This is a genomic window from Rhodococcus sp. D-6, from assembly GCF_040256695.1.
GTDB classification, from domain to species: domain Bacteria; phylum Actinomycetota; class Actinomycetes; order Mycobacteriales; family Mycobacteriaceae; genus Rhodococcus; species Rhodococcus pyridinivorans.
Window position 1 is genome coordinate 1,503,990 of the sequence record NZ_CP132970.1, and the last position, 20,148, is coordinate 1,524,137.

The 20,148-nt window shown below is 68.9% G+C and carries 19 protein-coding genes and 1 pseudogene; 8 read left to right on the forward strand and 12 right to left on the reverse strand.

Annotated features, from left to right (window positions below; all coding sequences use genetic code 11):
• Nucleotides 1–58 precede the first annotated feature (58 nt).
• Nucleotides 59–1,642 (forward strand): alkaline phosphatase D family protein, encoded by a 1,584-nt coding sequence (locus RBB84_RS07110; RefSeq protein WP_064255570.1) that lies wholly within the window; start codon nt 59–61, stop codon nt 1,640–1,642.
• Between the two features lie 14 nt (nt 1,643–1,656).
• On the opposite strand, the gene RBB84_RS07115 is transcribed toward RBB84_RS07110, so the two are convergent.
• Nucleotides 1,657–3,285: a UDP-N-acetylmuramoyl-L-alanyl-D-glutamate--2,6-diaminopimelate ligase gene (locus RBB84_RS07115; RefSeq protein ID WP_231911934.1), complete on the reverse strand. Its 1,629-nt coding sequence runs from the start codon at nt 3,283–3,285 to the stop codon at nt 1,657–1,659.
• A 17-nt stretch (nt 3,286–3,302) separates the two neighbouring features.
• Here RBB84_RS07115 and RBB84_RS07120 point away from each other — a divergent pair, with 17 nt between their 5' ends.
• Nucleotides 3,303–4,811, forward strand: coding sequence for a protein adenylyltransferase SelO (locus RBB84_RS07120; RefSeq protein ID WP_064255571.1), 1,509 nt, complete (start codon nt 3,303–3,305; stop codon nt 4,809–4,811).
• A 206-nt stretch (nt 4,812–5,017) separates the two neighbouring features.
• Here the strand turns inward: RBB84_RS07120 and RBB84_RS07125 are convergent, their stop codons facing one another.
• Both RBB84_RS07125 and RBB84_RS07130 read right to left on the reverse strand, forming a co-directional pair.
• Nucleotides 5,018–5,311 (reverse strand): type II toxin-antitoxin system prevent-host-death family antitoxin, encoded by a 294-nt coding sequence (locus tag RBB84_RS07125; protein ID WP_231911935.1) that lies wholly within the window; start codon nt 5,309–5,311, stop codon nt 5,018–5,020.
• Between the two features lie 138 nt (nt 5,312–5,449).
• Nucleotides 5,450–6,082 (reverse strand): pyridoxamine 5'-phosphate oxidase family protein, encoded by a 633-nt coding sequence (locus tag RBB84_RS07130; RefSeq protein WP_006551988.1) that lies wholly within the window; start codon nt 6,080–6,082, stop codon nt 5,450–5,452.
• Nucleotides 6,083–6,228: 146 nt separating this feature from the next.
• Between RBB84_RS07130 and RBB84_RS07135 the strand changes: the two genes are divergently transcribed.
• The 3 genes from RBB84_RS07135 (at nt 6,229) to RBB84_RS07145 (ending at nt 7,945) form a co-directional block, all read left to right on the forward strand.
• The gene (locus tag RBB84_RS07135; protein ID WP_064255573.1) at nt 6,229–7,056 is read left to right on the forward strand and encodes a hypothetical protein; all 828 of its coding nucleotides are present in this window, start codon (nt 6,229–6,231) and stop codon (nt 7,054–7,056) included.
• Nucleotides 7,057–7,294: 238 nt separating this feature from the next.
• Complete coding sequence (locus RBB84_RS07140) at nt 7,295–7,540, forward strand: hypothetical protein (RefSeq protein WP_064255574.1); 246 nt, start codon at nt 7,295–7,297, stop codon at nt 7,538–7,540.
• A gap of 9 nt (nt 7,541–7,549) precedes the next feature.
• Nucleotides 7,550–7,945, forward strand: coding sequence for a tautomerase family protein (locus tag RBB84_RS07145; RefSeq protein ID WP_024100872.1), 396 nt, complete (start codon nt 7,550–7,552; stop codon nt 7,943–7,945).
• Nucleotides 7,946–7,954: 9 nt separating this feature from the next.
• Here the strand turns inward: RBB84_RS07145 and RBB84_RS07150 are convergent, their stop codons facing one another.
• From RBB84_RS07150 to RBB84_RS07165, 4 genes are all read right to left on the reverse strand, one after another.
• Nucleotides 7,955–9,103, reverse strand: a complete 1,149-nt coding sequence (locus RBB84_RS07150) for a hypothetical protein (RefSeq protein ID WP_064255575.1) — start codon at nt 9,101–9,103, stop codon at nt 7,955–7,957.
• 76 nt (nt 9,104–9,179) lie between these two features.
• Nucleotides 9,180–13,340, reverse strand: a complete 4,161-nt coding sequence (locus RBB84_RS07155; protein WP_350247320.1) for a TIGR02680 family protein — start codon at nt 13,338–13,340, stop codon at nt 9,180–9,182.
• Entirely contained in the window at nt 13,337–14,731 is a 1,395-nt protein-coding gene (locus tag RBB84_RS07160; protein ID WP_064255577.1) for a TIGR02678 family protein, read from the reverse strand. The genes RBB84_RS07155 and RBB84_RS07160 overlap by 4 nt, the downstream gene beginning before the upstream one ends.
• Nucleotides 14,728–16,218 (reverse strand): TIGR02677 family protein, encoded by a 1,491-nt coding sequence (locus RBB84_RS07165; protein WP_064255578.1) that lies wholly within the window; start codon nt 16,216–16,218, stop codon nt 14,728–14,730. Before RBB84_RS07165 ends, RBB84_RS07160 begins: the two co-directional genes overlap by 4 nt.
• Nucleotides 16,219–16,436: 218 nt before the next feature.
• On the opposite strand from RBB84_RS07165, the gene RBB84_RS07170 reads away from it, so the two are divergent.
• Nucleotides 16,437–17,765, forward strand: coding sequence for a helix-turn-helix domain-containing protein (locus tag RBB84_RS07170; RefSeq protein ID WP_064255579.1), 1,329 nt, complete (start codon nt 16,437–16,439; stop codon nt 17,763–17,765).
• A 7-nt stretch (nt 17,766–17,772) separates the two neighbouring features.
• Here the strand turns inward: RBB84_RS07170 and RBB84_RS07175 are convergent, their stop codons facing one another.
• Complete coding sequence (locus RBB84_RS07175) at nt 17,773–17,934, reverse strand: hypothetical protein (protein ID WP_175427958.1); 162 nt, start codon at nt 17,932–17,934, stop codon at nt 17,773–17,775.
• Between the two features lie 23 nt (nt 17,935–17,957).
• Nucleotides 17,958–18,086, reverse strand: a complete 129-nt coding sequence (locus RBB84_RS07180; protein WP_265579964.1) for a hypothetical protein — start codon at nt 18,084–18,086, stop codon at nt 17,958–17,960.
• Nucleotides 18,087–18,574: 488 nt separating this feature from the next.
• Between RBB84_RS07180 and RBB84_RS07185 the strand changes: the two genes are divergently transcribed.
• Nucleotides 18,575–18,928, forward strand: coding sequence for an OB-fold domain-containing protein (locus RBB84_RS07185; protein WP_006551994.1), 354 nt, complete (start codon nt 18,575–18,577; stop codon nt 18,926–18,928).
• A 10-nt stretch (nt 18,929–18,938) separates the two neighbouring features.
• Here the strand turns inward: RBB84_RS07185 and RBB84_RS07190 are convergent, their stop codons facing one another.
• Nucleotides 18,939–19,349, reverse strand: coding sequence for a RidA family protein (locus RBB84_RS07190; RefSeq protein ID WP_024100879.1), 411 nt, complete (start codon nt 19,347–19,349; stop codon nt 18,939–18,941).
• An 80-nt stretch (nt 19,350–19,429) separates the two neighbouring features.
• On the opposite strand from RBB84_RS07190, the gene RBB84_RS07195 reads away from it, so the two are divergent.
• The gene (locus tag RBB84_RS07195; RefSeq protein WP_039587212.1) at nt 19,430–19,801 is read left to right on the forward strand and encodes a helix-turn-helix domain-containing protein; all 372 of its coding nucleotides are present in this window, start codon (nt 19,430–19,432) and stop codon (nt 19,799–19,801) included.
• Nucleotides 19,802–19,806: 5 nt separating this feature from the next.
• Here the strand turns inward: RBB84_RS07195 and RBB84_RS07200 are convergent, their stop codons facing one another.
• On the reverse strand, nt 19,807–19,920 hold the full coding sequence (locus RBB84_RS07200; protein ID WP_231911936.1) for a hypothetical protein: 114 nt from the start codon (nt 19,918–19,920) through the stop codon (nt 19,807–19,809).
• A gap of 89 nt (nt 19,921–20,009) precedes the next feature.
• Nucleotides 20,010–20,147 (reverse strand): annotated as a pseudogene (locus tag RBB84_RS07205) (hypothetical protein); the annotation flags it as partial.
• Nucleotide 20,148: the final 1 nt, after the last annotated feature.

Sequence of the window (20,148 nt, forward strand, 5' to 3'; positions counted from 1 at the left end):
TCCTACGTTCGGTAACGTAGTCCGTGCGAAGGAGATTCGGCCACTACCTTCCGTGGCCATGCCTTTGTCACGTAGATCGTTCCTTTCGGCCGGACTCGGAATCACTGTCGTCACCGCAGCCACCTCCGTCGGTGTCACCGGATACGCGCGCGCCGACGCGCCGGGAGTGAAGGGCGACCCCTTCCTGCTGGGTGTTGCCTCGGGCGACCCGGCGCCGGACGGATTCGTGATCTGGACCCGCCTCGCGCTCGACCCGCTCGCCGAGGACGGACTCGGCGGCATGCCGAACCGTCCCGTCACCGTGCAGTGGGAGGTCGCGGAGGACGAGAAGATGACTCGCGTCGTCGCACGCGGTGAGGAACGAGCCGTCCCCGACAGCGCCCACTCCGTGCACGTCGAACTGTTCGGGCTGCGTCCGGGCCGGGAGTACTTCTACCGGTTCCGTACCGGCGACCACATGAGTGCGGTGGGGCGGGCACTGACGACACCGTCGGCCACCGAGACCGCGGCGGCTTTGACGATGGCGTTCGCGAGCTGCGCGCAGTACGAACACGGCTGGTTCACCGCCTACCGGCGCATGGCGGAGGACAACCCTGATCTCGTTCTGCACCTAGGGGATTACCTGTACGAGTACACCAGCGGCGGTTACACCAGCGACACCGGTCTCGTCCGCTCGCTCGACGGACCCGAGACGGTCACCCTGGCGAATTACCGGCAACGTCACGCCCAGTACAAGGCCGACGCCGATCTGCAGGCCGCGCACGCGATCGCGCCGTGGCTGGTGGTGTGGGACGACCACGAGGTCGACAACAACTGGGCCGGAACGATTCCGGAGAACACCGATGCCGCTCAGAGCAACGAGACCACCGAGAACTTCCTCGCCCGCCGCGCCGCCGCCTTCCAGGCCTACTACGAGAACATGCCGCTGCGACCCTCGTCGACACCGCGGGGGCACGACATGAAGATCTTCCGGCGGATCCAGTGGGGGAATCTCGCCAACTTCCACATGCTCGACACCCGCCAGTATCGCGACGACCAGGCCGCCGACGACGGGTGGAAGAAGAACGTCGCCGAACGTCACGACGAGGCACGAACACTCACCGGAACCGAACAGGAACAGTGGCTGCTCGACGGTTTCCGCACCTCCACCGCACAGTGGGACTTCCTCGGCCAGCAGGTGTTCTTCGCCGAACAGGACAAGGACCCGAGCCCCGACACCGATGAGGTGAGTATGGACGGCTGGGACGGGTACGCGGCGTCACGTCGTCGGATCACCCAGGGCTGGGTGGAGTCGCCGGTACGCAACGCCGTCGTGCTCACCGGCGACGTGCACCGGCACTGGGCCAACGACATCAAGGTCGACTTCACCGATCCCGACGCGCCGGTAGTGGGTTCGGAACTGGTGTGCACGTCGATCACGTCGAACGGCAACGGAACCGGTGCGACGCAGGTCGACCACATGCCGGCGAACCCGCACCTGAAGTTCCACAACGACCGGCGCGGTTACGTGCGTACCACGATCACCCCGGACGCCGTGCACGCCGACTTCCGGGTGCTCGACACGGTCACCGAACCGGACGCGCCGGTGTCGACGGCGGCGTCGTTCACGATCCTGTCCGGGCAACCCGGCCTGCAGGCCTAGGAACCCGGCAGTCCTCAGCAGCGGGGCACGCGCGAGGTGGACCTCCGGTGCGTGCGGTGCAGCGCGCGCCGCAGTTCGTCCCGGTCGTCGAACACCCGCACCGTGTCCCCGGAGACCAGGCGTGGCTCGCATCCGCGTCCGGCCACGACGACGACGTCTCCGGGGCCGGTGTGGGCGACGGCGATATCGAACGCGCGACGTCGGTCGGCCTCGACGACGACGCGGGCGCTGCGCGCTGCGAAGGCACCTTCGGCGACCGCATCCCTGAGCACACGCGGGTCCTCCGAGAGGGGACTGTCGTCGGTCACGACCACCACGTCGGCGTAGGTCGCGGCGGTGTGCCCGAGCGGAAATCGCTTGCCGGGATCGCGTTCTCCGGTCGCGCTGATCACGAGGACCAGTCGCCGCTCGGGGGCGAGCGACCGGAGGAAGGGCAACAGTTCGCGTTGCCCGGACGTGTTGTGCATGTAGTCCACGAGCGCGAGAACACCCTCACCGGCGTCGACGCGTTCGAGCCGACCGGGCACACCCGCGAGGGTCTCCAGACCCGCCGCGGCCTGCAGGACGTCGCCGTCGACGGCGGCCACCGAGGTGAGCGCCGTCAGCGCATTGGCCACCTGGTGTGGTCCGAGCAGCGACAGTCGCACCGGCGCACTCCCGGCCGGCGTGTGCACGGTGAAGCAGGTGCCGTGGAGATCGCACCGGATCGAGTCCGCGTACACGTCGGCGCGGGCATCGCAGGTCGAGTGCGTCCACAGCGGCACGTCGACGGAGGCCGCCAGACGTCGCCCGTACTCGTCGTCGATGTTCACCACGGCCGTCTGCGTGCGGTCGGCGGTGAACAGTGCCGCCTTGGCGGCGAAGTACTGCTCCATCGTGTGGTGGAAGTCGAGGTGGTCGGGCCCGAGATTGGTGAAGGCGACGGTACGGAACCGCACACCGTCGACGCGGCCCTGACTGATGCCGTGCGAGGACACCTCGAGCGTCACCGCCTGCACGCCCTGGTCACGGAACTCGGCAAGCGTGCGGTGCACGACCGAGGCCTCGGGAGTGGTGCGGGTCGCGGGTCGTGTGCCGGCCGGACCGCGCACGACGACCCCGCCGATCATGCCGGTCACCACGCCGGTGGCCGCGAGTGCCGTGTCGAGGAGATAGGTCGCGCTCGTCTTGCCGTTGGTGCCGGTGATGCCGTGGACCTGCAGGTCGTGGGAGGGATGCCCGAGGATCCACGACGCCAACGGGCCGACCACGTCGCGCGGTCGATCGACCACGAAGGCGGGCAGCAGGCGCGACGGCCGGTCGCTGAGCACCGCGACCGCGCCATGGGCGGCGGCTTCGGCTTCGAAGTCCAGGCCGTGGGCGTGGTGTCCGGGTAGCGCTACGTACAGATCGCCGGGGCGCACCGTCCGGGAATCGTCGCTGATGCCGGTGATCACATGGTCGTGCCGGTCCGCTGGTCCGGATCGCAGGACATCGCGGAGGTGCTCGGCGACGTCGCGGACCTGGATCCGCCGGATGGGACGGCGAGGATCGTCCGGGTCGGTGTGCACGGGGGCGGATACCCGGTCCGGGACGGAATGATGCGCCGCCGGTGACCGGGCTCCACCGGCGTGCTCCTCGCCCGCGACATGCGTCGGTCTCACACGGTTACCCTCGAAGGATGACTGCGATTCCGGATTTCCCCGTCGGCACGAACACCACGATATCCGGTCTCGGCAGTTCCTTCGCTGACGAATTGAGCGGATTGTCGGTGCCGTGGCAGGGCGCCGAGGCCCCCGACCCGGAACTGCTCGCGCTCAACGAGGACCTCGCGGTGTCGCTGGGACTGGACGTGGCGGCGTTGCGCAGCGCCGACGGCGTCGCCGTCCTGGCCGGCGCGGAGGTGCCGGCGGGTGCCAAGCCGGTCGCGATGGCCTATGCCGGACATCAATTCGGCGGATACGCTCCGCTGCTCGGCGACGGTCGGGCGTTGTTGCTCGGTGAACTCGTCGACGCGGACGGTGGCCGCGTCGATCTGCATCTCAAGGGTTCGGGTCCCACTCCCTTCTCCCGGGGTGGGGACGGCTTCGCGGTCGTCGGGCCGATGCTGCGCGAGTATCTGGTGAGCGAGGCCATGCACGCGCTCGGCATTCCGACCACCCGTTCGTTGTCGGTGGTGGCGACCGGTCGGCCGGTCTACCGCGAGGGCGCCGAACCCGGCGCGGTGCTGGCGCGTGTCGCAGCCAGCCACCTGCGGGTAGGGACCTTCGAGTTCGCGGCGCGGCAGGGAGAGGTCGTGCGCGCACTGGCCGACCACGCGATCGCCCGGCACTATCCGGATCTGCTCGACCTGCCGGAGACCGGCGAGAACAACCGCTACCTCGGCTTGTTCACCGCCGTGGTCGAAGCGCAGGCGTCGCTGGTGGCGCAGTGGATGCTCGTCGGTTTCGTCCACGGGGTGATGAACACCGACAACACCACCATCTCGGGGCAGACCATCGACTATGGTCCGTGCGCCTTCGTCGACGCCTTCGATCCGGCGGCGGTGTTCAGTTCCATCGACCACAGCGGGCGCTATGCGTTCGGCAACCAGCCCGCCGTCCTGAAGTGGAATCTGGCGCGTTTCGCCGAAACCCTGCTCAGACTCGTCGATTCGACTCCGGATGCGGCGATCGCCGCGGTCACCGCTGTTCTGGACAGTTTCGACACCCGCTACGAGCGTCACTACCGGTCCGGTCTGGCCGCCAAACTCGGTCTCCCGGAGGACTCTCTCGATCAGGAACTGGTCGACGATCTGCTGACGCTGCTGGAAGAGCACCGCGCCGACTGGACGGTGACCTTCCGTGCCCTCGCCGACGAACTGCGCGGCAATCCGGCACCCCTCGACGGACTCGTGCCGCGTGAGCGCTCGGCGCCGTGGCTCGAACGCTGGCACGCCGCGGCCGAGCGGGACGACCGGGCAGCAGGGGAGAGGGCGGAGGCGATGGACCGCGTCAACCCGCTGTACATCCCGCGCAATCATCAGGTCGACGCCGCGCTGAAGGCGGCGACCGGCGGCGACCTCGAGCCGTTCGCGAGGCTGCTCGACGTCGTCACGCATCCCTTCGATGCGCGTGCCGAGTGGAACGAATATGCCTCGCCCGCACCGCGTTCGTTCGCCGAGTCCTTCCGGACCTTCTGCGGCACCTGACCGCCCGATCCTGACGAATCGAGACCGGTGTTGTTCGCGAGTTCCCAACGGATTTCGCGAACAACACCGGTCTCGGTCGATTCTGGACCAGTCGGGATCGGCGAGCTGGACGACCGCTTTCACCGCCTCGCGGCGAGACTTACGGCATCTGCACCGCCCGGCCGCAGTGCTCGGCGGCGGTGTGCAGATGTACGGGATGGAGACGGTCAACGGGCGCGACGCCGTTTCTTGCGCTTCTTCTTGTTCTTCGCGCGCCGGCGAGCAGCCGACGGCTGCCGCCGGCCCGTCGACGCGGCGGCCTCGAGCGAACGTTGCATCTCCCGGCGCAGGCTGTCCATTAGTTCGGGGGAGCGGAGCAGGAAGGTTGCCTCCTGCAGCGCCGCATAGCGGTCCTTGGAGATCAGGACGCCCGTGCCGCGTTTGCCGACGATCTCGACGGCGACGGTCTCGTCGTTGACCTCCCGGACCAGCTCACCGAGCCGCTTGCGTGCGGCTTTCACGGACACGGACGTTGATGGCACTCGCGGCGACTCCGATCTGTTCCTTCGACGCGGGCATCCTTTCATCACCGATGTCGGATTCGGGGGCGGACACGACGGAAAGCCCCTTCGATGTCACAACGGACAGCCCGTTCGATGTCACAGAAATGCGCGCACGGAGCGTGGCAACGCGGTCGAGGACCCGGTGATCGGTGACGGGATCGGATCGTCGGCGACGGTCCGCAACGGCACCACTCCCGCCCACACGGAGTGGTCTTCACCGTCCCCGGCGTCCTCTCCCGGTCCGGCCGCCCGGACCTTTACGCTCACCTCGGTGAGCGGCACTTCCAGGACGGTGGTGGCGGCCAGTTCCTTCGGTGTCGGCGACCGGACCTCGTCCCACCGACCGGGAATCAGATGCTCCGTCACCACCTTCAATGCGTGTTCCTTCTCGCCCGGCGCGACCGGTGTGGCCACACCGAACAACACCGCACTGCGGTAGTTCATGCTGTGGTCGAAGGCCGACCGGGCGAAGACGAGCCCGTCGAGATGCGTCACCGCGACCGACACCTCGATCCCGGACCGCGCGTCGAGAAACATGCCGGCGCCGGTCGAGCCGTGCAGCAGTAACCGGTCCCCGTCGCGGCCCATCGCCATCGGCAGCACCACAGGCGATCCTTCGCGGACGAAACCCACGTGCGCGATGCGGGCCTCGTCGAGAAGCCGGTGCAGCACCGCCGGATCGTCGGTGCCGCGTTCGGGTTTGCGGGTCAGGCGCGTGCGGTCGCTCATGGCACCGATCGAAGCAGTGCCGCCGCGGCCGGTCAACCGGATTCCGAATCGAGTAGTGCGCTACTCGCGACCCTCGGCGATCGCCACCACAGACTTCGTGTACAGGCACGGAGTGCGACAGTCGACCGGACGACGGAGATGACGAGATGGACAAGATCGGGGACCATGCAATCGTTCTGGGCGCGAGCGTCGGTGGTCTGCTCGCGGCCCGTGCGCCGGCAGAGTCCTACGACGCGGTGACGGTCGTCGAACGCGACGTCCTCCCGTCCGGTGCAGAGAACCGTCGCTTCCGCGACCGTCGAGCCACCTACGTGCCGAGTCGGCCGCTGCTCGAACACCATGTCCGGCGACGCGTCCGCGCCATCCCGAACATCACCCTCCTCGACGGACACAACGTCGGCGACCTGACGACGACACCCGACCGCCGCCGGGGCACCGGGGTGCAGGTGGGCAGCCGCGACGGTGTTCGGATCATGACGGCCGATCTGGTGGTCGACGCGATGGGACGGGGCGCCCGCACCCCGGCGGGTCTAGAGAAACTCGGCTACCGACGACCGGTCGAAGAGCACGTCGTCGTCCACGTCGTGTACCGCAGCCGGCTGCTACGACTCGCGCCGGGCACACCGATGGAGAAGATGGTGTTGATCGGTGTTGTGTCGGGACGTCCGGCGGGCATGGCGCTGTTCGGCTACAAGAACGATATGTGGCTGTTCACGGTCGCTGCGAGGGCCGGTCGCGAACCGCCACCGAGCCTGGGCGGCATGATCTTCGCCGTGGAGGCGTACGCACCCGACCACGTGGTGGCCGCGCTCCGGACCGCCGAATCCCTCGGCGAGGACGACCTGTCCCGCAGGTTCTTCCGGGCCGCGAAGAAACCGATCGGTGTTGCGTGGCAGTTCGCGATCGGCTCCGACCTCGCGCTGCCCGAAGTCGAAGGACCCCGCAGCGTGCAGACGCGACTCGGCAACGCGTAAGTGGCGCGGGTCCTGGCCGCGGCCGAGAACGATCCAGTGGTCGTCGACCGTTTCCTTCGGGTCAGCAGCCTGATGGATCCGCCCGGACATCTGATGCATCCCGCGCTCGTGGGCCGGGTGTGCGTGGGCAACCTGCGGCGACACCGGAGAATCGCCGGCATGCCTGCTGGGGCCGCCGATCGTCGGACGACATTCGTGCCCGCACACCGATGTCGCGGACGACGACCTCGACGATCACATGGCCGACGTCCTCGCCGGCATCGACGGCATGTTCTTCGGCCGTGTGGCCTACGAACTGCTCGCCCAGCACTGGCCCGCCGCGGAACACTCGATCAGAGCGGTCGAGGCACGGCAGGCACGGCTGATGAACGCATTGCCGAACTACGTGCGCTCCCGATCCGCGACGGCGACCGATTGGGGACCGGCGCGGCGGATGGGTGACGCCCTGCCCCACGAGGTTGCACAGGGGTTCTCCGACGGGTAGAAGTGTCGGATGCCCAGCACGCTCATCGAGGTTCGCACCCGCCACGACCGCGAGGTCGAGACCGGCATGATCGACGCCGTCCACGACGCGCTCGTCGCTGCCTTCCGGATTCCGGAGGCCGACAAGCACATCCGGCTCGTGGTTCACGAACCCGAACGCTTCGCGGTGCCGCCGACCCTGACATCGCCCGAGCTCTACACCCTCGTGATCGTCGACTGCTTCGCCGGGCGCAGCGTGGACGCCAAGCGGCGCCTCTACCGCGAGATCACCGAGCGGCTCGGCGCATTCGCGATTCCTGCCGACCACGTGACCGTGATCGTGCGCGACATCCCGACCGAGAGCTGGGGGATCCGCGCCGGGCAGGCCGCGTGCGATGTGGATCTCGGATTCACCGTCGATGTGTGAGGACTGCTCTTACGGAGAGAACTGCGCGTTCGGGAGGGTGGAGGGTTCGAGGGATCCGAGGTCCTCGACCACATCCCACAACGGGTCGTCGAATCCGATGTCGTAGGTACAGTCGGCTTCCCGCGGGTCGGGCACGAACGCCCACAGCAGTGCACCTGCGGTGCCGGCGGCGCGTTGGCCCTCGATCTTTGTGGTGATGTGGTCGGCGCGGTCACCGAGCGACCCGCAGGACCCGGCGAGCTCACCGATCTCCGCCACGAGCAACGGCTTTCCGACGGCTGCGGCTTGCGCGACCCGCCGGGCGAGACCGTTCCACTGATCGCCGGGCAACGGCAGGCCGTCGGCGCCGTAGTCGTGGTACTGCACGGCATCGACATAGGGGGAGGCGCTGACGAACTGGTACTCGTCACCTTGGGTGCCGCACTGACCGCCCCCGGTGTAGCCGGCCGTGATCAGGGTGTGTGGGTCGACGGCGCGCAGTTCGGCTCCGGCCGTGTCGAAGAAGTCGCGCAGCACCTGCGCGGCGCCGGGCTCGCACGACCGGGTCCACCAGTGGCACGCGGGGTCGGTGCATGAACTCGTCTCCGGTTCGCCGACCAGTTCCCATGCTGCGAGGGATGGTGAGTTCCGGTAGCGGGCGACGGCGGTGTGCATCCAGTCCCGGTAGCTCATCACCACCTGTTCGTGTCCCGGGGTGAATTCGGTCCACCCGTCGACGTACCATTGCCGTCCCTTGAAGACCTCGTCCTCGCACGCGCCGTCCTGTGGTGCCAGGACCGGCAGCAGCATCTGATCGTGCGCTTCGGCCGCGGCGAAGACCGCGTCCATCGGTCCGAAGTCGAGTTGCCCGGTGAACCGGTTGACGGCGAGCGCCTGGAAGAGATTGAAGCGGGTGAGCGAATTCGGGGGCAACGTACCGAAATAGGCGTCGAGGTCCACCATCGCTCCGCATCCCCAGTTCACCGACCAGTCGGTGGCGAGCTGGTAGGCGTTGAACCCGGTGGGCCACCAGGCCCGACCGTCGAGCGCGAAACCGTCCGGCGACGCGGTCACCCGCGCGCCCGGTGCCGGTGCCGCTGCCGCGGGGCTCGTGCCCAGCAGCAGCCCGACCGCGGTCGCGGCGCCGACGATGAGTCTGGATACCCGAAGCCTCGTCATCTTCCGGATCGTAGGTCCGCGGCGCAGGTGAGAGCCTCGATCGAGGAGGAACACGCCGTAGTGACCGTCGTCATGATCATGCGAACTCGAGGGCTCCTTCCACCGGGCGTGTGATCCGTCGGGTGCGCGGCGATCCCAGCGCGCTCTCCAGATCCGACCCGTCGTGCTCGGCGAGCAGTTCGCCACCGGACCACACCAGCAGCGTGGTGGCGACGGTGTGCTCGGCCACCGAATGCGACAGGTCGTAATGGGCGCACCCCGGCACGCCGGCGTAGGTGATCCACAGGTCGAAACCGGTCATGAACAGGTCGAGGTCGAATTGCACGGACAGGCCGAGCAATTCGCTGCGGCCGGTGTCGTCGACACCGGCGAACGCCTCGTCGAGGGCGAGCAGGCGCGGCGAGTGCGGGTCGGCGGAATCGAGCATCACGTGCGCCGCGGCGAACAACGGCAGGTGCAGGGAGACGGACTGTTCGCCACCGGACAACGCCGAGTGCCGGGCCGGGGTGAGGCGGTCCTCGCTGCCGTCCGCACCGACGAGGCTGAACGAGAACACCCGCCACCGGCGGTAATCCAGCGTCGCGGCGAGGATCTCCGGGTACGACCGTTCCGGATGCGCGGCCCGCTCCGCGCGGATCCGCGAGGCGAAATGCGCGCGGATCCCCGCCAGATCCTCCGGAGCCAGCATCGACGCGTCACGGTCGAGGAGCTTGCACACTGCCCGGGCCGGTTCGTCGAGATGGTCGGCGAGCACCCAGTGCACCCCGATGGTGTTGCCCGAGGACATGTGCCGTTGCCGCATCTCGGTGCCCATCCGGGCGATGAGGTCGCGGGCGTCGACGGTGCGTTCGTGGATCTGCTGCGCGAGACCGGTGAGCAGCGCGTCCTCGAGGATGCGCCGTTCGGAGTCGGTGAGCAGGGTTTCCTGTTCCTGCCGCGCCCGCGCGATGCGCTGCGCGAACGCCGCGACGGACGTGTACCCCTGTTCGTCCTGTACCTGCACGACGGTGATGCCGTCGGCAGCGTCCCAATGCAGGCGGTAGTCGCGACCCCGGGCGAGTTCGGCGTCGAACTCCTGCAGCGCGGAGGTCAGTGCAGAGGCGGTGGACTTGCGGGTCGACTCGGAGGCCGTGACCGAGTCGGTGGCGGCGTCGAGTGCCCGGAACAACGCGACAACCTCGGTGGGCAGCACGTCGACGGTGTCGTCGGGGGACTGCCGGATCCGATAGGTCAGCTGATCGGCGTCGAGCCACGCGGCGGCGCTGGACGGCCACACGTGCTCGCTCTCCACGCCTAGCAGGGTCAGCAGGTCGCGGCGGGCGAAGGGAGCCAGAGCATCGGCGTCGGCGCGGGCCTCGGTGAGCGCCGACCGCAGTGTCTGCTCGGCGCCCGTGTGGGCGGCCTCGGCCTTGCCGATCCGCTCGAGCGCCGACTCGTGGGCCTTACGTGCGGTCCGCTCGGCGGTCTTCGCCGCCTCGATTCGGCGCCGGGCCTCGTCGAGCTGGGCATCGATTCGGTCGGCGCTCGCCCCGATCGACTCGCGTAGCGTCTCGAGCTTCTGCTGCTCGTTGGCCAGCGTCTCGGCGTTCTCCGCCGCGAGTTCGGCCGCATTCTCGGCGGAGACCCGCGCCTCGTCGAGGCGAACGTCGTTGTCGCGGAGGCGATCACCGCAGGTGACCTGCTCGCGCAGCGCGCGCTGCAAGGCCTGGCCCTGCGAACGGAAGTGCCGCACGGCCGCATCGAGACTGTCGAGTTCCGTCGCGGTGAGAGGTGCCCGGTGTCGGCCGGCCGTCGACCGCAGGTGCTGTTCTTTGGTGGCGACCGCGGCGATCGCTTGGTCCAGATCGCGGTCGGCGGCGGATGCGGATTCGGATGCGGTCCGCAGCGCGCCGGCGCATTCGGTGACCTTGCGTAGCGCGGCGAGCACGGATCCGGTGCGCGGCAACGACTTCACGGCCTCGTCGAGTGCGGTGAGCCGGTCGCCGATCTCGCGATCCTGCTCGCGCAGCGACGCCACGTCGGCTCGGCACTCGGCGATGGTGGTCTCGAGTTCGACGATGCGACGCTGCCGCCGCCGGGCGCGGGCGGTGGCTCCGATGAACTCGGCCTGCTCCTTGACGTGGCGACCGAGCTGCACTCCCTGCCGGAACCTACCGTGCGCATCGACCGACACCCGCGCGTCCGGGCCGGGATCGGTGGCCCATGCGATCGACGACAGCACCGCGGCGACCCGTTCCTCGGGGACGGCCGTGTCGGTTTCGGGAACGAGTACATCGGCGAGCGTGGGACCGCTCGGCCGGTGCCCGGGTGCCAGCGGCACCAACAATTGCTGCGACTCGATGTCCGGCAGGTCGCCGACGCCGTCGGTGATCCACCCGTCGAGCAGGTTCGCGCCCTGCAGGGCCGCTTCGATACCGGCGGCGTCCTGCGCCGAGGCGTCGTCGCGGAAGCGGACGAGCTGCCACAGCGGCGCGCCGACGAGATCGTCGCGGTTGCCGGTGCGGGCCGGGAAGGTGGGGGGAGCGTCGTCACTTTCGGCTGCGACGGCGGTGCGTTCGGCCTCGAGTTCGGCGATCCGGGTGCCGAGCGATTCGATCTCCGCGCCGCACACGCGACGCCGGAACCGCAGGTCGTCGAGCACGGGCCCGGTGTGCTCGGCGAACACCGCCGCCGGGGACGGGGCATCGTCCTGACCGACGGTGCCGAAGGCGGTGTCGAGCGCCTCGAAGACCGGGGTGGACAGGCCCACAGCCGCGAAGGTCTCGGCGCGATCGGACCACCACCGGCCCAGCTCGGCGGCGACCTCGCTGCGGGACAGCTCGACCATGGTCTCGCCGGCCTCCACCGCGGCCGACGCGGTGTCGCGTTGCGCGCGAGCACGCACCGCGGCAGCCTCGGCCCGCGACCGCGCAGCGGCGGCACCGTCGAGCTGGGACAGTGCGCTGCGCACCACGCGCACGTCGGCGTCGCGTTCCTCGGCGAGCGCGTCGATCGCCGCGCTGAGCTGCTCGGTCCGTTCGATGCCGTCGAGACCGGTCCATGTGATGCCGGCGTCCTCGGCCGCCGCACTCAGCCCGTCCTCGGCGCGACGACGTGCCGCCGTCGCCGTCTCGAGCGCGTCGCGGGCACTGTCGTGGTCGCGGAGCCGGTCGGCCACGACGGCCTGGGCGCGGTTCGCCTGCTCGGCCTGCGCGGCGGTGGTGCGCTCGAGGTTCTTCACCGCCGAGGCGAGGTCGTCGAGTTGCTGTTTGCCCTCGTAGGCGCTGGAGCGGTGCAGTGCCTCGAGGGTGGTGCGTGCCTGTTCGTGGTCACGTTCGGCCACCAGGAGCTGTTCCTCCGAGGCCGTGCGTGCGGTGGCGGCCTCGGTGCGGGCCTCGGCCGCCTCACGCAGCGACCGCACCGCGGTGTCCACCACCCCGAGACGGGTGGCGACCTTGTCGACGGCGGTACGGGCCTGCTGCCGGATGTACTTCGAATACACCTTGACGAACTGCTGCGCCGCATCGTCGGCGGCCGCGAGGGATTCGAGGGTGCGTTCGACCTCCTCGATCGCGGAGAACGAGCGGGCGGCCTCGACGATGAGATCGTCGTCGAGGGGACGAAGACCGTCGGTCAGCGCCTGCGACAGGCCCTTCGGGTCGAGGTTCTTGGCGAGCTGGGGGCGGCGCAGCGTGAGGATCAGGTTGATCAGCTGGTCGTAGCGTTGTGCGCCCAGACCGAACATGCGCGCGTCGATCGCCGCCCGGTAGTCGACGGGACGATCGGCGATCGCGTCGGCCCCGATCTGATCGACCAGTTGTTTGCGGGTGAGCGGTCGGTCCTCGTCGTCGAGCAGCGAGAAGTCGACTCCCACACGGCCGTCGACGACGAAATGCCAGCGGGTGACCTTGTCGTTGCCGCGGGTGGCGCGCATCCCGATGCCGACGGTGACGGCCTCCGGGTCGTCGGCGCGGCCGCGGCAGAACTCCATCCACACGTACGAGTGGGCGCTGTCCTGCCCCCGGTACAGCAGGTTCGAGCGCATGGTGCGCTCCTCGCCGGCGAACGGGTTCAGACGTCGCGGTTCGATCCGGCCGTCGAGCACGAACGGGAACAGCACCTCGAGCGCCTTCGTCTTGCCCGACCCGTTCGGTCCGCGCAGCACCAGTCGTCCGTCGGCGAACGAGAACTCCTGGTCGCGGTAGTCCCACAGGTTGATGATCCCGGCACGCGTGGGGCGGAATCGGGCGCTGCTCATGAGATCTCCGTCGGGTTCGTATCGGGTGCGGGGACTGTCGGCGGGGTGGTCTCGGGGAACAGGTCGATCTCCGGATCACGTTCGCGCACACTGACCGTCACGCCGCGGAAGCGCGCGATCGCGGGCAGGACGAGCACCCCGCCGGGTACCCGGGCCACCAGCCGCAGCCGATCGAGCATGTCCACCGCGGCCTCGGCCAGTCCCGCGGGGTCGCCCTGCCACTGCGCGGCGAAGGTCCGGCCGTAGATGTCGACGAGACGCCCGACCGTGCCCGCCAGCCACGAATCCTCGAGCAAGGGATGCTCGAGCGGGGCACGAGCGGCGTCGTCCTGCTCCAGCTCGTCGGGGATCGGGGTGTCGGACGCCGCGAGCGGGGTGAACACCGTCGACCTCGGGATCGCGGAATCGACGGCCGCGAGGAGAGCGTCCTGTGTCTGTGCAGGTACGGGTATCCGGGGTGGGGCAGGGGCGTCGGGATCGAGGACGCGATCGCACATCTCCCCGGCCAGCAACAGCGCGACCTGCGCGACCGTCCCCGTGTTCGGAAACCGTACATCTGACAGTCGTCCCGAGGTATCCACCAGCGCAACACCTTCGGCGCGACGCTCACACACCAGGCCGGTGAGCAACTTTACTTCGTCGGTGGTGCGCGGCAACGCCAACTGCAGCGCTTCGTCGTCGTCGAGATCGTCGGCGTACACCACGGGACGCTGCACCAGTGCGCGTCGCACCCGCCTCCGGACCTCCGCCGTATCCGATTGCGGGGCACCGGCATTGCCGAGCAGACCGCGCACCGATTCGAGGTGCTGCAACGCCCGCGGTGGCCGGAACAGGGCATGCACGACCGCGCGGTCGACGTCGTAGAGCGCCTCACCACTGTCGGGATCGCTCGCCCACCTGCCCGCATCACCGTCGGCGAGGGTGATCGCCCCGCGCACGCCGAGCCAGGTCACGGCATCGACGAAGGCATCGCGATCGGCGGCACGTTCGGTGTCGAGCTTCACACCGTCCACCCGGCTCGCCTCGGACGCGACGTGCTCGGCGAGTTCGGACAGCGTGATCTGCCCGGCGCCGCGACCGAGCGCCGCGATCGCCAACGCGAGATAGGCATAGCGGCGCCGGTCGAACGGCCGGCCGGTGTGCGTCGACGTGCCCGCCCCCGCGTCGAGGCGATCGGCGACGGTGAACAGCCGCGCGGTGGTCTCGGTGACCTCGAGCCGGTATCCGAAGGTGGCGAGCAGATCCTCCCGCAGCTCGGTGGCCCAGCGGCGCACCGTCGCCAGCGCCGACCGGTCGGGAAAGGTCGCGGTGACGAGGTGGTGGGTGAGCACCAGCCGCGCGGCGCGCTGATACGAATCCAGCTCGACGGACGGAATCGAACGCGCCCTCATCGCACCTCCACCGACAGACCGTCGAGATACAGGCGCCCGCGCGCGGTGTGTACCACCGTCGACTCGCCGCTCGGTCGGAGGGTGAGCTTGACGCCGTTCTGCGTACCAGAGGACGCATCGTCGCTGCGCACCCGCCCGCTCACGGGCACGCGGGCCGACAGTGCGGCGTCGAGCAGGCTCAACAGCACCTCTGCTTCCGGTTCGCTCAGTTTCCGTTCGCGCACCCCTCCGGCGGCGAGGGAACGCGCCGCTTCGGCCCGGCGACGCTGCTTCTCGAGTTGCGCCTCGCGCAGCCGCCGTACTCCGGCGTCGTTGCGCTGGATCCGCCCCGGCGCTCCCGCTGCGGGGCGCCGGCCGGTCTCGGCGAGGGTGCGGGCGATCTCCACGGGAGGCGCTTCCCACCACGAGCGGGTGACCGGCACGATGTCGGCATCGGGATGGGCGACGGAGAAGTGTCGGGGCCGGCCCAGGTCGAACACCGCATCGAACAGTGCGTGCGCGGCCTCCTCGGACGGCGCGGCAGCGAACCAGCCCGCGAGATGCCGCAGCTGCGACTCGCGGCTGACACCCCCGCGACGCTGCTCGGTGAGCCGGCGCAGCAGCCCGAGCACCGCGGAGATCGCGTTGATGGTCGCGCCGCGCAGGCGTTCGGATTCGCTCGGTTCGGAGCCCACACCGACGAACCAGTGTTCGACGCCCCACCAGCGCTGCGCCCAGTCCGCTTCGCGTTCCTCGAACGAGAGCAGCACCCGCTCGTCGTGCCGGGCCGCGGCCGCGGTGAGCTTCTGAACCCCGGTGGCCTGTACCCGGTCGAGCGCCGTGGAAAGCTTCGGGGCGTAGCGGGCCAGGTCGGTGCTGAACTCGCGCATATGGGTGAGCAGCGCGTCCTTGTGGGCGAGGAAGGTCTTCGGGGTGACCTCGGTGGTGCGCACCAGCTCGCCGAGGACGAGATAGAAACGGGCGGCGCGCTCGGCCATGTCCGACAACGTCGCGTCGAGGCGGCTCAACTTCCGGTAGACCAGCTCGCCGTCGCCGGCGGCGTTCGCGTCGGCGAGATCGTTGAGATCGGCAAGCAGATCGGGAAGGGCCAGACGTGACAGCGAGACGTCCTCCCCGCGGGAGGACAACACGTCCTCCACGGCGCGGAACACCCGGTAGCCCGCCTGCCCGAACTGGTAGACGTAGTGCCGGTTGCGGTACTCGGCGAGCGTCGCTGCCCGGGATCCGTCGTAACTGCGTTCGAGCACACCCCACGCGTGCAGCTGCTCGAGCAGCGCCGGGATCTCGGAGGAATCGGGCACGTCGTCGCCGCTCGCGCCGGGCAGTCGGGTGAGGACGTTCTCGACGTCGCCGGCGTGCAACAGCACCGAGTAGTTGCCGCGCGCGTGATCGAATGCGCGCAGAACCCACAGGTAGTGCACCCTTTTCTCGGCCGTCGCGAACGAGAACAGGCGCAGGCGGTCGTCCCGCACCAACGCGTCCTCCATCGCGCCGAACCGCGCTCGGCCTGATTCACTCACCGTGACAGGTTAGGCGGCGCAACCGACGGGTCCGGACAACACCCGGCGTGAGTGTCGGCATGATCGTTGCCCGAGGGACGCCCCGATCCGCGGTGGCGGCCCGTCCCGAGCCGTTACGGTCGAGGCGGTGCGCTCGGCAAGGCAGTGCACTCGGACAGACGCCGTAGCCTCCGGAATCGGACACGATGAATCCTCACGAGATCGGACAGGACACCCACAGCGTGGGCGATCCCGGACCTGCCACGCGTGCCTTGATCGAGGCGGTCGCCGACCTGTCGACGACGCGGCACGCCGAGATCACGCAGTACATGACCGAGCGGATCTCGGCCGAGATCGAGGCGGTGTCCACCGACCGCCACACCCGCCGCTCCCTCGCCCAGGCCGCGGAGGAAGGCGTCGCAGCCATGACCCGGTTCCTGCGGGACGACCTCGAGGAGATCGAGATCCCGGCGGCGTCCTACTCGCTGGTGCGCATGCTGGCCCGACAGGGATTCCCCGTCTCGGTGGTCGACCGCAGCAACCGGCTCGCGCAGGACAGCATCATGCGCTGGTGCCTCGAGGTGCTGGCCGGACTCAGCGACGACGCCGCGGCAGTGATGCAGGCGGGCGTGGAGATCCTGATGAAACTCTCCGCGGGGATCGACGGGGTGTCGCAGAAGCTGCTCGGGGTCTACGAGACCGAGCGCGATACCTGGCTGCTCAACCGCAACGCCTCCCGGACCGCCCGCATCCAGGACATCCTGGCCGGACGACCGATCGAGGTGGGGGACGCCGAGCGCACCCTCGGCTACCGGCTCGGCCAGCGCCACCTCGGGGTGATCGTCTGGACGGACGATATCGAGGTGGTCGGTGGGGACCGGTCCGGCACCGAATGGAACGGTCTCGAGCAGGCAGTGACGACTCTGGCCGAACATCTCGGGCGGGGAGGTCGGGTGCTGTTCGAACAGTTCGACGAGTACACCGCCTGGGCATGGATCCCGCTCGGCACGGTCGATCGCATCGACCCGAGGGGACTGTCCGGGATCGTCGCGGCATGGCAGCGACCTGTCGGTGTCGCCGTCGGCGCGCCGCAGGAGGGGATCGACGGTTTCGTCCGCACCCATCGGCAGGCGGCGCAGGCGCGGGAGGTGGCTCTGACATCGGCGCTGCCGGGTCCGCGTCTCGTCTCGATCGACGAGGTCGGCGCGGTCGCGTTGATGTGCACGAATCTCGAGTGGGCCCGCGGCTGGGTGGGGGATGTGCTCGGTCGCCTCGCCGCCGACGATCCCGCTGCCGCGCAACTGCGGCACACGCTGCGGGAATTCCTTTCCAGCGGAGGGAGTTTCGTCGCCACAGCGGAAAGACTACATCTGCACCGGAATTCGGTCGCCTACCGGATCAGCAAGGCGGAGGAGCAGATCGGGCACAGTGTCCGCGAGTGTCGGCTCGACCTCGAGAACGCGCTGGCGCTGTGCCACTGGCTCGGCGCCGCCGTGCTCGCCCCCGATTCGGAGATTCCGCCCGCGCCCGGCTGACTGCGCGTCAGCGGGAGCCGGGCACGGTGCTGCGAACGAACCGTCCGATCTCGCCGATCGCGCGGACTCCTTCGGGTAGCAGATCCGCGGCGGCCTGGAATATGTGCACCTGCCGGTCCCAGACCTGCAGATCGCACGCCATACCGGCGTCGGCGAGACGGTCGGCCATCGACTCCGCGTCCACAAGAACAATTAGTGCGAGCCGACCTGGATGAGCGTGGGCGGCATGCCCGAGATATCCGCGTCGGCGGGGCAGATCCGCCCCGACTCCTGGCGACGTCCTGCAAGGCCGGCCAGCGCTTCGAGTGCGTTGCCGGGCAACAGCGCGCAGTGTGCGGCGTTGGAGTGACCGAGCTTGCGGGCGAGTCGACCCGGCGAATCGGGTGCCGCTGTCTTTCACGTGAAGGACGAACGTCCCTCGGTTCACCGGTGCGGCTGCACACTGTTTCGGTAGTGGTTCGGGCTGCGCGCACAGTGTCCGCGCGTGGCACTGGGTGCCGGTGCGAGCTGGAACACGCCGAAGTAGGGAAGATCTGCAGGTAGGGAGGTTTATTCGGCGCTTGTCCAAGTGACATCCGGTGGCCCGAACGACCCGAAAGCCCCTGTCGACCGACCCGGCATTGTGCGCTGCGACCAGCGAACCCCCACGATCTGTGTGCTCGCGTACCGATGGAAAAGGTCCCGAGTCGACCTACCTTCGAATAGGGGGCCGATGATCGGAGCCACGTCATCGGCCCGTCGGGGTCCCGCCCCCCTCTACGACGGACCGCTTCGTGGCTCGGACATTTTCCGTTGACGGAAGGACTGCGATGGCGCCCCACGCGACGCAGAACTGCATGACGATCCTGCGCTGCGGAAGCTGCACGACGCTTCACGCTCCGGAGACAGCGTGCTGCTCCTCCTGCGGCGGCGCGAACCTCGAGTCCGCCCGCTGCTCCGGCACCGGCTCGATCGTGTCCTGGAAGGTCGTCGAACCGCTCGACGACGGCGCGCAGGACGACAGCGCGGTCACCCTCGCGATCGTCGAACTCGACGACGGGCCATGGCTCTACTCGAAGATCGAAGGATCGTTCCCCGACTGCGCCGAGGCCCGGGTGCGGGTCGCGTTCCGGTCTACTGCGGGTGACGACGGATTCCCCGTCTTCGGGATCTGCGCGGCCTGATCTACGACGCTCATCCCTCGAGAACCGCGGTGGCTTCGATCTCCACGAGCACGACAGGTTCGTAGAGCGCCGCGACACCGATCAGCGATGCCGGCGGCATCGGATCGGGCAGATCGATCTCCTGCGCGACGGCCTGCACACCGGCCATGAACTGTCCGATCTTCTCGGGATGCCAGTCTGTGACGTAGAACGTCAGGCGCACGACATCGCGGAAGGTCGCGCCGGCTCCGTCCAAGCCTCGTGCGACGTTGCGCAGCGCTTGGGCCACCTGACCGGCCAGCTCGGTAGGAATCGGTGAGCCGTCCGGCATGTATGCGACCTGTCCGGCGAGATGGACCTGTCGCGTGCCGGTGGAGACTGCGACGTGGTGGTAAGGAGCGTTCGGCAGCGTGCCTTCGGGGCTGAACAGGGTGACGGACACGGAGTTCTCCTGGGGTCGGAACCAAATGGTATCTGATTTATACTTGGTATCCGGAAGTCACTTCAACGAAACCAGGTTTCATGTCGGATACCGCTGACCACGATCTGCTCGCCGTCGCCGCCCACCGGGAACTGTTGGGGCAGATCCTCGACAAGTGGTCCTTGAGCGTGCTCACCGAATTGTGCGAGGCTCCGCGCCGCTTCAACGAGCTGCGGCGCGCCGTTCCCGAGGTCACGCAGAAATCCCTGACGACCACGTTGCGCAGACTCGAACGCAACGGAATCGTCGAACGCCGGGTGGTGAACACCCGTCCCGTCGCGGTCGAATACCGCATCACGGCACTGGGGAAGACGGTGCGCGAACCGATCGACGCTCTATTGATGTGGGCGTCGACGAATCTTCCCCGCATCGAGGAAGCGCGACGCAGATTCGACGAGGATCTCGGCGAATGAGGATGTCAGCGCTCGGGCCACGGTTCGACGACCAATCGAGTCCATTCCACCTGCCATCGTCGGGCTTTCGCTTCGTACACGTTGCGAGGTGCCAGCACCGGATTCGGGCGGAGCACCATCCCGAACAGGTCGTCGAAACCGTGCGGAGCGTAGACCCGTAGTCCCGGATGCCGGCCTGCCGGTCGCGGCCGTCGAGAAAGTTCCAGACCGACTGGAAGACTCCGCCCGCGGTGAGATACCAGTCTCCGATGCCGAGTTCACCCGCCCGGTCCAGGACGACCCGGCACACCGGATTTCCGGGAACGATGTCGAGCAGTCGCTGCTCGGTTGCGGGGCATGAGGTCACT